The sequence below is a fragment of the Sphingomonas nostoxanthinifaciens genome (assembly GCF_019930585.1).
GTDB lineage: Bacteria > Pseudomonadota > Alphaproteobacteria > Sphingomonadales > Sphingomonadaceae > Sphingomonas_I > Sphingomonas_I nostoxanthinifaciens.
The window spans coordinates 2,005,078-2,017,385 of the sequence record NZ_CP082839.1 but is presented as its reverse complement, the minus strand read 5'-3'; the positions used below and the strand labels follow the sequence as shown (position 1 = coordinate 2,017,385).

The window sequence follows — 12,308 nt, the reverse complement described above, 5'->3', positions numbered from 1 at the left end:
ATGAAGTCCGCCGTCATCGTCTTTCCGGGTTCGAACTGCGACCGCGATCTCGCGGTGGCGCTGCGCGACGTGACCGGATCGGAACCGGCGATGCTGTGGCACCGCGAGACCGCGCTGCCCGACGGCATCGACATCGTGGCGGTGCCCGGCGGCTTCTCCTACGGCGACTATCTGCGCTCGGGCGCGATGGCGGCCCGCTCGCCCGTCATGCGCGCGGTGGCCGAGGCGGCGGAGCGCGGCGTGCCCGTGCTGGGCGTGTGCAACGGCTTCCAGGTGCTGACCGAGGCGGGGCTGCTGCCGGGCGCGCTGATGCGCAATGCCGGCCTCAACTTCGTCTGCCGCACCATTGCGCTGAAGGTGGAGAACGCCCAGTCGATCTTCACCAGCGGCTATGCCGCCGGCGAGGAGATCCGCATCCCGGTCGCGCATCATGACGGCAACTTCACCGCCGACGAAGGCACGCTCGACCGGCTGGAAGGCGAAGGCCGCGTGGCATTCCGCTATGCCGAGCCGGTCAACGGCTCGGCGCGCGGCATCGCCGGCATCGTCAACGCCGCCGGCAACGTCATCGGCATGATGCCGCACCCCGAACGCATGATCGGGCCCGAACATGGCGGCAGCGACGGCCGCCGCCTGTTCGAGGGGCTGCTGGAAGCGGTCGGGTGACCGACGGCCGCCTCGCCGGCGGCTGTCTCTGCGGCGCCGTCCGCTTCGCCAGCGACGCGCGCCCGATCACGGTGCGCCATTGCTGGTGCCGCGACTGCCAGCACGTCTCGGGCGGCGCGGGCACGATCAACGTCTTCCTGCCGAGCGACACGGTGATGGTCGAGGGTGCGGTACGCTGGTTCGACAGCGTGGCGGACAGCGGCACGCCGCTCTCGCGCGGCTTCTGCGCCACCTGCGGTTCGCCGCTCTTCACCCAGTCGCATGCACGCCGCCACCTGATCGGCATCCGCGTCGGCGCGTTCGACGATCCGGCACCGCACGCGCCGGCAATGGCGATCTGGACGATCTCCGCGCCCGACTGGGCGACGATCGACCCGGAATTGCCGCGGGTCGAACGCCAGCCACCGCCGGCCGCCTGAGCGCGCGCCCTAGACGCGCGTCCGGAACGGCGTGAAGTTCGTGCCGGTGTCGAACACGTCGATCCCCTCGGCGCGCTTGAGGAAGCCCACCACCGCATAGGTGACCGGGGTCAGCACCACCTCCCACGTCACCTTCAGCACCCATTGCGTGAGCAGCACGCGCACCACCAGCGCCGGCGTCCAGCCATGCGCGCCCCAGAATGCGAGCGGGTAGAAGATCAGGCTGTCCACCCCGTCCCCCACCAAGGTCGAGCCGATCGTGCGCGTCCACAGCCAGCGGCCGCGCGTCCACACCTTCATCCGTGCCATGACGTAGCTGTTGGCGAACTCGCCCACGCAGAACGCCGTCATCGAGGCGAAGACGATGCGCGGCACCTGCCCGAACACCGCCTCATAGGCCACCTGCCCGCCCCAATCCGGTGCGGGCGGCAGCGCCACCACCACGAAGCTCATGAACGCCATGAACAGCAAGGCTGCGAAGCCCGCCCAGATGCAGCGCCGCGCGCGCGCATAGCCATAGACCTCGGTCAGCACGTCGCCGAGAACATAGCCGATCGGGAAGAACAGGATGCCCGCGCCGAACGGCCAAGGGCCGATGCCGGGCAATGTCACCACCGCTACCTTGCCCGCGCCGATTACGTTGGACAGCAGCAAAATGGTGACGAACGCCGCCATCACGAAGTCGAACCAGCGCAACGATCGTCCGCCCAGCGCATCCGCCGTCACCGCCCGCTGGCCGCCCAAAGTGATATCATCCATGGCCGGGCAGACTATTGGCTTTCCCGCCCCGCGCAATCCACGCTATCGCGCGCTCGGGCGCCCGTAGCTCAGCTGGATAGAGCACATGCCTTCTAAGCCTGTGGTCGCTGGTTCGAATCCAGCCGGGCGCGCCATTCCATTTGTTGGTCGTAGCCGTTTTCGGCAGGAGGCCGGGGGAGCGGAACGGCGTGACTGTTGCCCGTTCCGGTCGGGGCGAAGCCGGCGGGGCATAGCCATTTGGCATGGAAAGGTGCAGATCATGCCTCAAGGAGAATCCCATGTTTAAAAAGACTTCGTTGCTGATCGTCGCCGTGGCGCTGCTTCCTGCGCCCGTTCTGGCGAAGGGCTGCCTCAAGGGCGCGGCCGTTGGCGGCGTCGGCGGCCATTTCGTCGGCAAGGGTCATGCGGTCGCGGGTGCTGCGATCGGCTGCGCGGTCGGGCATCACCGCGCCACGGTCGCCGCCCGGCAGCAGGCCGCCGCGCAACAGCCCGTGCCGCCGAAAAGGTAGCACCACCCGTGCCCGCCCCGCCGGCCGCCGCACCGGACGCGGGGCGGCCGGCGGACACACCGTGTATGGATGATCGGTTTGACCGGCCGAGCGTTACGGAGCGGTGATAGACTCCTCGCTCAACAACGCCGCGCATGTCGTGCAGCTGGCCCTGACGCCGATCTTCCTGCTGACGGGGCTCGCCTCGCTGCTGAACGTGTTCACCACCCGCCTGGGGCGCGTCGCCGACCGGGTGGACAGATTGGCCGAGGATGCAGAGGCGCATCCCAGGCAATTGCACGTTCTGAAGATGCGATCGCGCGCGCTCGACGTCGCGGTGATCCTGGTCACCACGGCCGGCGGGCTCACCTGCTGCGCGGCTCTCACCTTGTTCTTCGGCGCGCTCAGGGATGCGAGCGGCGGCTTGCTGCTGTTCGCGCTGTTCGGGGGCGCCCTCCTCTTCTCGGTTTTGGCGTTGGCGGCGTTCGCGTTCGAGACGCTCCTGTCCGGTCGATCGATGCGGGAGCAGGCCGAAGGCGGATCGGGCGAGGACGCCCGGCCGAGCGCGATAGGAACGTCACATGCTGGATCGTGAACCGCTGCTTCATCCCGTCGCGATCGACGGGTTGCGGCCGACGCAGATGACCGTGGGCTACCGCGAGGTCGCGCGTAAGCGCCACGAGTGGCGCGATCGTGCGGCCAAGGACGGGCCCGATTATCTCGGTCGGCACATGATCCCGGCCGTGATCGGGCCCAAGGGTCGTTACTGGATCATCGACAACCACCATCTCTGCCGCGCCCTCCATGACGAAGGCGTCGAGCAGATCCTCGTCCGCGTCGTCGCCAATCTTTCGTCGCTGGGGGGGCGTCAGTTCCGGACGTTCATGGACAATCGCAACTGGCTGCATCCGTTCGATCACAAGGGGCGCCGCCAGCTGGTTTCGCGCATCCCCAAGCGGATCGATCGCCTCCACGACGACCCTTATCGGTCGCTGGCCGGCGAATTGCGGCGGGCCGGCGGCTGCGCCAAGGACGACACGCCCTATTCCGAATTCCTGTGGGCCGACTATCTGCGCCGCAAGATCGACCTCGACCTGGTGTGCGAGGCGTTCGACGACGCCGTCGAACGTGCGCTGAAACTGTCGCACGGCGGCGACGCCAGCTACCTGCCCGGCTGGGCAGGCGCCCACGAATAGGCCGCACCCGCACGACCCCGGCTGCAAACGTCAGGTTACAAGCGACCAAGTTTTCGCTGCTCGTCAATTCCTATTATTGGAATAGGAGTGCGGCGTGCCCGTCAATCTTCCGACCAATGTGCTGCGCAGCTTCGTAGCGATCGTCGACACCGGCTCGATGCTGCAGGCGGCGGGCCAGGTGCTGGTTACGCAGTCGGCGCTCAGCCTTCAGGTTCGCAAGCTCGAGGAACTGCTCCAGCAGACGCTGTTCCATCGCGATGGCCGCCGCCTCTCGCTGACCCCCGCGGGCGAACTCCTGCTCGACTATGCCCGCCGCGTGCTCGCGCTCCACGACGAGGCGGTGAGCGCCGTCGGCTCGGGCCAGTTCACCAGCCCCGTCCGGATCGGGATGGTTCAGGACTTTGCCGAAGCTCTGCTGGCTGGTGTTCTCGCGCAATTTGCCGAGCTCCATCCCGATGCTCAGGTCTTTGCGCGCGTCGCAGGCACCGCCGATCTGCTCGGCCTGCTCGACCGCGACCAGCTCGATATCGTGGTCGGCTATGCCCCTGCCGACGCCGAGGATGCGGTCTCGATCGCTCCGATGGCGTGGTATGGCAGCGAGGGCGCGGCGCGGCGCGCAATTCTCCCGCTCGCCGTGCTGGAGACGCCGTGCCGGTTTCGCGAGGCGGCGATCGGCGCGCTCGATGCCGCCGGCCGACCCTGGCGGATCGCAATCGAGACACCGAACCTGTCGACGTTGCGCGCTGCCGTCGACAGCGGGCTGGGGCTCACCTGCCGGACGTCGCTATTCTCGAGCGATCCACCGCTCGTCGATCCGTCGCTTCCGGCCTTGCCCGCGGTCGCCTCGATCCTGCGGAGCAGCACCGCCAGCGACACGGCGATGCGGCGCCTGCTGGAGCTTAGCCGTGCGGTGATCGCGGGCGGCGAGAGGCGCTTATGAGCCACGATCATCGATCGCGACTCCTTCTCGTTGGTCGCGATTTTGCTGCGATCCTAGCGTTCGGCCGAACCGTCCGGAGAGTTTGCATGTCCGATATATCCCCGCTCGCGTCGGCCTTTGCGGCGCTTCAGAAGGAGCGCGCCGCAAGCTGGTCCGCCGAGGCGCTTGCCGCCGGAGCGGCGCAGCGTCGCGCCCTCGTCGAGGCATTCGATCCGGCGCGCGCCGTGCAGGTCGGCGACAGACTGCCCGATGCACGGCTCATCGATGTCGCCGGCGGCGACACGAGCCTCGGCGCGGTCGTCGCCAACGGTCCGGCCGTGCTGATCCTCTTCCGCTACGCCGGCTGCCCGGCCGACAATATCGCGCTGCCAATCTATGATCGCGACCTCGTCGACGCTCTTTCGGCCCAGGGGGTGCCGCTCGTCGCGATCAGCCCGCAGATCCCGGAGCGACTGGCGGGGATCCGCGACCGGCACCAGCTGAAGCTGACCGTCGCCAGCGATCCCGACAATCGCCTCGCCGGTGCGCTCGGGCTGGTCTTCACGCCGCTGCAGACGCCCGCGCCCCCGCCCTCCGGGTGGATCGGCGAGGTCACGGGCACCGGTACGTGGGAACTGCCGCTGACGAGCGTGCTGATCGTCGACGCGAAGCGCGCCGTGCGCTTCGTCGCCGTCAGTCCCGACTGGCTCGACCGGATCGAGCCCGGCGCCGTGCGCGCTGCGCTCGATGCCGTGCTGGACGGATCGGCATCCGAGCGGGCTGCCGCATGACGCTGCTCGACCGCCGCCATTTACTCGGCGCCGGGCTCGCCGGTGTGGTCGCGGCGTGCAGCCGGTCGGCGACGGCGGATCCGGCGATCCTGCTCGTCGGCGATCAGCGCGGCGGTCAAAAGGTCGTCCTCGAGGCGACCCACGCTTTGCGCGACCTGCCGTACCGGATCGAATGGGCCTCGTTCCCCAACGCCGCGCCGGTACTCGAGGCGTTGAACGCCGGTGCGATCGATGTCGGGTTCGGGGGCGATGCCGCCTTCATCTTCGCGATCGGCACGGGCGCGAAGGTCAAGGCGATCGGCGCGCAACGCTACGAGGGGCCGGGCCCCGTCCTCGTTGTGCGCGGGGACTCGCATGTCCGCACGATCGACCAGATTGCCGGGCTTCGGATCGCGACGCCGCGCGGATCGGTCGCGCACAATCTGATCCTGGCCGCGCTCGAACAGCAAGGCAGGCCGCTCGACGCGGTGCGCTTCGCCTTCATGTCGCCGCAGGATGGGCAGGCGGCCTTGCAGGGCGGTTCGGTCGACGGCTGGGCGATCTGGGATCCGAACGCCACGCTGGCCGTCCGTGGGGGCGCACGCGTCGTCGAGGGCAGCGTCGGTCTCGTTCCATCCTATGCGCTGCTGTTCGCGCGTGACGGCGCGCTCGACCTCAAGCACGCCGATCTTGCGGACTATCACCGCCGGATCGACGCCGGCTGGCAATGGGGCGCCGACCATCGCGACGCCTATGCCGCTCTGCTCGAAAAGGAAACCGGCGTCGCGGCCGACGTCTGGCGCGAAGTGGGACAGCGCACCAAGCGGCTGCCCGCGCCGATCGACGACCGGCTGATCTCGGATCAGCAGAAGACGGCCGATCGCTATCTCCGCGCCGGACTGCTCGATCACAAGATCGACGTGCGCGCTGGCTTCTACGCGCACCTATCGTGATACATAAGCATATCTCATAGTTTAGTGATTATATAAATAAGCACTAAAACTTTAGACCGTTGATCAATAGCTTTGTTACGCAAGACAATGGCCTGATCTAGAAGCATCTCAATATTGAAAGGGGTGTTCATGGATCTGGTCTACGAATTGTCGAGGCGCCGCGTTATACTGGTGAGCGGAGTTGCGATGCTGGCTCTTTCGTCTGAAGCCTATGCGGAACCGGCCGCTGCAGCAGCCGCGCCGAGCGTCGAGGCGCCGGCGGACGCGGACGTCGGCGAGATCACCGTGACAGCCCGCTATCGCCAGGAAAGCGCGCAGAAGGTGCCGATCGGCATCACGGCGCTGTCGGCCAGCACGCTCGCCGAGCAGGGCGCGTTCAACCTCAAGCAGGTCGTCCAGCAGCTGCCGAGCCTCAACATCCAGGGTTATAGCGGGCGCAACCAGACGATCACGATCCGCGGCATCGGCACCAATGCCGGCGGCACCAACGACGGTCTCGAACAGGGCGTCGGTCTCTATGTCGACGGCGTTTATCGCCCGCGCACCGGATCGGTCATCACCGACCTGATCGACATCGACAGCATCCAGTTGCTGCGCGGGCCGCAGGGCACGCTGTTCGGCAAGAACACCGTTGCCGGCGCGATCGACATCCGCACGCGCGAGCCGACCTTCACGCCCGAAGCGAAGGCGGAGCTCACCTACGGCAATTACAATTATCTGCGCGGCTACGTCTCGCTGGATTCCAAGATCAACGACACGCTCGCCTTCCGCGTCTCATATCTGCGCACGCAGCGCGACGGCCTGATATACAACACCACCTACCATCAGGATTGGGACAATCTGAACAACAATTCGGCACGGGTCGATCTGTTGTGGAAGCCGGCGCCGAACTTCAAGCTTCGCCTGACGGGCGACTACAGCATCCAGACGGGCAACGTCGGCTTCCAGAGCATCGCCGCCATCCTGCCGACGACGCTCGCCAACGGTACGCAGGTGCGCGGTTTCTACCGGCGCGCCGCCGACATCGGCTATACGCCGCTGCCGGTGGATCCGTTCGCGCGGCGGACGGACATCGACAGCTCGCAATATGACAAGATGCCGAGCTGGGGCATCCAGGCGCGGGCCGACTGGACGCTTTCCGGCGGCACCACGCTGACCTCGATCAGCGCCTATCGTCGCTGGAAATGGATCCCCAATTTCGACGGCGACCAGCTCGGCGCCAACATCTCCACCGCCTCGAACGTCGCGACGGATCAACAGCAGTTCAGCCAGGAGCTGAGGCTTGCCTCCCCCGGCAACGAGACGATCGACTACACCGCCGGGCTTTATTATTTCTGGCAGAAAGCGGACGATACGCAGATCACCGGCTATGGCCGTGATGCCGCGACCTGGCTGACGACGCCGAACACGCCGACCGCGGCCGTGTCGACCCTGCCAAGCGCCGCGTTGAACGGGCTCTATGCCTATGCCCACATCGTGCCGGCGACCTACAGCTATGCGAGCTACGGGCAGGCGACGTGGAACATCTCGCCCAGCCTTCGCCTGACCGGCGGCCTGCGCTTCACCTACGAACACAAGACCGGGCTCTACGACGCGACGTCGGGCGGCACGGTCGCGCCGATCGCGAGCTTCGACCCGGCGATCCAGGCAACCGTCGCCGCGCGTCGCGCCGCGCTCGCGCCCACCGGCTCCTACAATGCCTCGAAGGACACGAAGAACGTCTCGGGCACGCTGGTTGCAGCCTACGACCTGAGCCCGGATCTTCACAGCTACGCGTCTTTCTCGCGCGGCTACAAGTCGCCGGGAATCAACCTCGTTGCTCGGTCGAACGGCATCGACATCTTCGTGAAACCGGAAAAGGTCGACGATTACGAGATCGGACTGAAGAGCCGGCTGTTCGGCGGCAAGATCGAGCTAAATCTCGATCTCTTCTGGAGCGAGGACTCCAACTATCAGGCCAACTATATCAATTATGCGGTCACGCCGGTCGTCAGTTACATCACCAATGTCGGCAAGCTGCGCACGCGCGGCGTCGAGGTCGACGCACGCGCCAATCCCGCCCGCGGCCTGACGCTGACCGCGTCGGGCGCCTATGACGACGCCCGCTACGTCAGCTATCGCAACGCGCCGGCGCCCTACCTCCTGAGCTATCTGAGTTCGGTCGATCTTTCGGGACGACCCGCGTCGGGGGCGCCGAAGTGGGCGGTGACCGGCACCGCCGAATATACCCGTCAGGCGGGCAGTCTCGAAGCCTATGTCGGCGGCGACGCCAGCTATCGCTCAGGCTTCTATGCTGCGGTGAATCTCGATCCGCTCTCGCGCGTCGCAGGCTACGCGCTGCTGGGCGCACACCTGGGCCTGCGCCAGCCCGACGCGCGCTGGGACGTGTCGCTGTGGGTCCGCAACCTGACCGACAAGAACTACTTCAACACCAAGTCGATCAGCACGGCCTACGGCACCGTGCTCGCGGCGCTCGGCGAGCCCCGTACCTTCGGCGTCACCCTACGCGGCAAACTCTAAGCTCTTTGACGAAGAGGAGTATCTCCCATGTCCAACTCGAAGCCCAGGCGTCAGCTCAAATTCGGTGTCGTTCCCACCGGCGTCGGCGGCCCCGGCGAACATAACCGCTGGCTCGATCCTGAGATTCCGGCCGATGCCAGCGTCGACATCGACTGGTATATCGACGTCGCGCGGCAGGCCGAGGCGGCCAAGTTCGATCTCGTCTTCATCGTCGACAGCCAGTTCATCACGCCGCACTCGCCGCCGCATTATCTCAACCGGCTCGAGCCGCTGACCCTGCTCTCGGCGCTGGCGGTCGCGACCAGCCGGATCGGCCTCGTCGGTACGGCGACGACCTCGTACAACGATCCCTACAATCTCGCGCGGCGCCTCGCCTCGCTCGATCTCATCAGCCGTGGCCGCGCCGGCTGGAACGTCGTGACGAGCGGCGATGCCGGCACGGCGGGCAATTACGGCAAGGACGAGCATTACGATTATGCCACGCGCTATGCGCGGGCGCATGAATATCTGGATGTCACGCGCGGTCTGTGGCGCTCCTACGAGGACGGCGCGCTCGTCCGCGATCGCGCGACCGGCGTCTTCCTCGATCCGACGAAGTTGCATGCGCTGAACCACAAGGGCGAGTTCTTCTCGGTCGTCGGGCCGCTCAATATCCAGCGCTCGCCGCAGGGCGAGCCGGTGATCTTCCAGGCCGGCGACAGCGAGCAGGGGCGCGACCTCGGTGCCGCGATCGCGGACGGCATCTTCACCCATGCCCAGACCGTCGAACAGGGACGGGCCTTCTATGACGACATCAAGGGCCGTGCGGCGAAGCTGGGGCGCGATCCGGATCAGATCGTCATCCTGCCGGGCACGAACGTCACGATCGGCGACACCGACGAGAATGCGCGCGAGATCGCGCGCCACTGGCACGCCCAGGATCATTCGTTCGTACAGGCATTGGGCGAGCTCGGCCGGTCGTTCGGCTGGCACGATTTCAGTCAATATGAACTCGATGCGCCGTTCCCGACCGAAGCACTCGAACATGCCCGGCGCAGCTTCTTCACCAACGCCAAGAAGGTCACGGATCACGCCGCCGCGCAGGGCCTGACGCTGCGGCAGGTCGTGGAGAACAGCCGCACCCTGCGTGCGAGCCCGTTCGTCGGATCGGCCGAGACGGTAGCGAACGAGATTGCGCGCTGGTTCGAGGCACGCGCATTCGACGGCCTGAACATCTATGCCGGCCATCCCAGCCAGTTCCGCCGCTTCACGGGCGAGGTCATCCCGCTTCTTCAGGAGCGCGGACTGTTCCGCACCGATTACGAGGCGGACACACTGCGCGGGAATCTCGGCCTGACGATCCCGGCCAACCGGCGCGACGGCGGCGCAGGGGATGCCGCCACGCTTCATCCGGCGCTCGACGCGGTCGCAGCCTGACCTGGGGGCGGGCGCCCGCACGTCCGCCCGACCTATTCTGGGAGATATCGTCGATGCCACCCAAACGCGACATCCTGCAGGCGCGCTGGCTTTCGCCCGTCGTCCTGCTCATCCTGTGGGAACTGGCCTCGCGTGCGGGCATCATCCCCGACCGCGTTCTCGCGGCCCCATCGTCGGTGCTGCGGAGCCTGCTCGCCATGACCGCATCGGGCGAGCTTCCGCTGAACCTGATCATATCGCTGCGGCGAGCGGCGTTAGGCTTCGCGATCGGCACCGGCCTCGGGGTCGGGCTTGCGCTCGTCGCCGGCCTGTGGCGGCGTGGCGACGCGCTCATCGACCCGCTCGTCCAGATCAAGCGGACGCTGCCCGTCGTCGCCCTGACGCCGCTCTTCATCATCTGGTTCGGGATCGGCGAGACGACCAAGATCGCGCTGATCGCCTTCGCCAGCCTGCTTCCCGTCTACATCAACCTCTACCAGGGCATTCGCGGCATCGACGTCCGTCTCGTCGATGCCGCGCGGAGCTTCGGGCTCGGGCGTGGGGCCTTGGTCGCGCACGTGATCCTGCCGGGCGCCCTGCCCTCATTACTGACCGGGCTGCGCTACAGCCTGTCGGTGTCGGTATTGATGCTGGTGATTGCCGAGCAGGTGAATGCGAGCGCGGGACTGGGATTCCTGATCCTGAACGCGCGCGACGCGATGCGGACCGACATCATCGTCGTCTGCCTGATGGTGTACGCACTGCTGGGGCTCGCCGGCGACAGCCTGATCCGGGCGATCGAGACCCGCGCGCTCGCCTGGCGCCCGACCTTCGTGGAGGCATGACATGAGCGAGCTCTTCAGGATTTCGCTGACCGTCGTCCCCGATCCCGAGCCGGTCGTGCGGCTGCGAGGTTTCTCGCGCGCGTTCGGCGAGGCGCGCGTGCTGGACGATCTCGACCTCGAGATCGCTCCGGGCGAGTTCGTGGCGCTGCTGGGTCGTTCGGGCTCGGGCAAAACGACCTTGCTGCGCACGCTTGCCGGGCTCGACCCGACCGGCGGTCAGCAGGTCCGGCTGCCCGCCTCGCGCGCGACGGTGTTTCAGGATGCGCGGCTGCTGCCCTGGAAGCGCGTGTGGCAGAACGTCGTGCTGGGCCTTGGCGGGCGCACCGGGCGTGACGTCGCCGCAGCAGCGCTCGAAGAGGTCGAACTCGTCCATCGCATCGATGCGTGGCCGCTGACGCTATCGGGGGGAGAGGCGCAGCGCGCCTCGCTGGCGCGCGCCCTCATCCGCAAACCCGAACTCCTGCTTCTGGACGAGCCATTCGCCGCGCTCGACGCGTTGACACGGATCCGCATGCACGCGCTTGTGCTGTCGCTCTGGCAGCAGCACCGCCCCGCGGTCCTGCTCGTCACCCACGACGTCGAGGAAGCGATGGCGCTCGCCGACCGCATCCTCGTCCTCGATCGCGGCCGGATCGCCGCGGAGGAGCGGATCACGGCACCGCGCGGAAATCGGAGTAACGTGGTGAGAAGCCTGCGCGCATCGTTGCTCGGCCATCTCGGCCTTCAGACGGAGAGCGGAGTCTATGCCGATCTGATCGGGCGCCAGCCGTGACCCGTCCTGTCGAAAGACTGAGGGATGGAGATCTCCACGATCGGCTCTCGCCGCTGCGGCGCTTCATATCCGACTTCACCGAACTGGTGGACGGGGTTTCGGATAAGGAGGCCTTGCTCGATCACGGCGGCAGACTGCTCGGCGAATTACTCGCCGCCGAGGGCTGGCTGCCGGAAAGCCATGCCCGGCCGGACCCGGATCGCTACCGCCAATATCTGCTCTACGCTGATCCTGCGGGCCGTTTCTCCGTGGTGAGCTTCGTGTGGGGGCCGGGACAGGCAACCCCGGTCCACGATCACACTGTCTGGGGGTTGGTCGGCGTGCTCAGCGGCGCGGAAATCTCCGAACGCTTCGCGATCGCGGACGGGGAATTGCGGTCGCTGGGCAAGGAACGGCTCGGGACCGGCGCGATCGACCGGCTCGATCCGGCGGCCGGCGACATCCATCGTGTCAGCAACGCCTATGACGACGCAGTCTCGATCAGCATCCATGTCTACGGCGCCGACATCGGCACGGTCGAGCGCTCGATCTACGATATGAAGGGGCAAGCGCGTCCCTTCGTCTCGGCCTACGCGCCCGCTCCCGATCTCCCATTCTGACGAGTAT

Annotated in this window: 14 protein-coding genes and 1 tRNA gene; 14 read left to right on the top strand and 1 reads right to left on the bottom strand. The window is 67.0% G+C overall.

Translation table 11 applies throughout. The features are described 5' to 3' along the window. Both purQ and K8P63_RS09595 read left to right on the top strand, forming a co-directional pair. Positions 1–666, top strand: a complete 666-nt coding sequence (purQ, locus tag K8P63_RS09600) for a phosphoribosylformylglycinamidine synthase subunit PurQ (protein WP_223799570.1) — start codon at positions 1–3, stop codon at positions 664–666. Then, positions 663–1,085, top strand: a complete 423-nt coding sequence (locus K8P63_RS09595; RefSeq protein WP_223799569.1) for a GFA family protein — start codon at positions 663–665, stop codon at positions 1,083–1,085. Before purQ ends, K8P63_RS09595 begins: the two co-directional genes overlap by 4 nt. Before the next feature lie 9 nt (positions 1,086–1,094). Here K8P63_RS09595 and K8P63_RS09590 read toward each other — a convergent pair whose 3' ends face one another. Beyond that, on the bottom strand, positions 1,095–1,844 hold the full coding sequence (locus K8P63_RS09590; RefSeq protein WP_223799568.1) for a queuosine precursor transporter: 750 nt from the start codon (positions 1,842–1,844) through the stop codon (positions 1,095–1,097). A gap of 57 nt (positions 1,845–1,901) precedes the next feature. On the opposite strand from K8P63_RS09590, the gene K8P63_RS09585 reads away from it, so the two are divergent. The 12 genes from K8P63_RS09585 to K8P63_RS09530 all read left to right on the top strand — a co-directional run bounded on the left by K8P63_RS09585 (position 1,902) and on the right by K8P63_RS09530 (position 12,301). Further along, positions 1,902–1,978, top strand: a tRNA-Arg gene (locus K8P63_RS09585). 144 nt (positions 1,979–2,122) lie between these two features. Next, on the top strand, positions 2,123–2,353 hold the full coding sequence (locus K8P63_RS09580) for a hypothetical protein (protein ID WP_223799567.1): 231 nt from the start codon (positions 2,123–2,125) through the stop codon (positions 2,351–2,353). Positions 2,354–2,456: 103 nt separating this feature from the next. Beyond that, positions 2,457–2,927: a DUF2721 domain-containing protein gene (locus K8P63_RS09575; protein ID WP_223799566.1), complete on the top strand. Its 471-nt coding sequence runs from the start codon at positions 2,457–2,459 to the stop codon at positions 2,925–2,927. After that, positions 2,914–3,528: a ParB-like protein gene (locus K8P63_RS09570; RefSeq protein WP_223799565.1), complete on the top strand. Its 615-nt coding sequence runs from the start codon at positions 2,914–2,916 to the stop codon at positions 3,526–3,528. The genes K8P63_RS09575 and K8P63_RS09570 overlap by 14 nt, the downstream gene beginning before the upstream one ends. Positions 3,529–3,622: 94 nt before the next feature. Then, positions 3,623–4,468, top strand: a complete 846-nt coding sequence (locus K8P63_RS09565; protein WP_223799564.1) for a LysR substrate-binding domain-containing protein — start codon at positions 3,623–3,625, stop codon at positions 4,466–4,468. Between the two features lie 86 nt (positions 4,469–4,554). Next, positions 4,555–5,238: a peroxiredoxin-like family protein gene (locus K8P63_RS09560; RefSeq protein WP_223799563.1), complete on the top strand. Its 684-nt coding sequence runs from the start codon at positions 4,555–4,557 to the stop codon at positions 5,236–5,238. Then, on the top strand, positions 5,235–6,170 hold the full coding sequence (locus K8P63_RS09555) for an ABC transporter substrate-binding protein (RefSeq protein WP_223799562.1): 936 nt from the start codon (positions 5,235–5,237) through the stop codon (positions 6,168–6,170). Before K8P63_RS09560 ends, K8P63_RS09555 begins: the two co-directional genes overlap by 4 nt. Positions 6,171–6,356: 186 nt before the next feature. Further along, on the top strand, positions 6,357–8,690 hold the full coding sequence (locus K8P63_RS09550; protein ID WP_223799561.1) for a TonB-dependent receptor: 2,334 nt from the start codon (positions 6,357–6,359) through the stop codon (positions 8,688–8,690). A gap of 27 nt (positions 8,691–8,717) precedes the next feature. Next, positions 8,718–10,106 carry an LLM class flavin-dependent oxidoreductase gene (locus K8P63_RS09545; protein WP_223799560.1) on the top strand — a complete coding sequence of 463 codons (1,389 nt, stop codon included), beginning with the start codon at positions 8,718–8,720 and terminating at the stop codon, positions 10,104–10,106. 53 nt (positions 10,107–10,159) lie between these two features. Next, entirely contained in the window at positions 10,160–10,930 is a 771-nt protein-coding gene (locus tag K8P63_RS09540) for an ABC transporter permease (protein WP_223799559.1), read from the top strand. A 1-nt stretch (position 10,931) separates the two neighbouring features. Then, the gene (locus K8P63_RS09535; RefSeq protein WP_223799558.1) at positions 10,932–11,702 is read left to right on the top strand and encodes an ABC transporter ATP-binding protein; all 771 of its coding nucleotides are present in this window, start codon (positions 10,932–10,934) and stop codon (positions 11,700–11,702) included. After that, entirely contained in the window at positions 11,699–12,301 is a 603-nt protein-coding gene (locus K8P63_RS09530) for a cysteine dioxygenase family protein (RefSeq protein WP_223799557.1), read from the top strand. The genes K8P63_RS09535 and K8P63_RS09530 overlap by 4 nt, the downstream gene beginning before the upstream one ends. Positions 12,302–12,308: the final 7 nt, after the last annotated feature.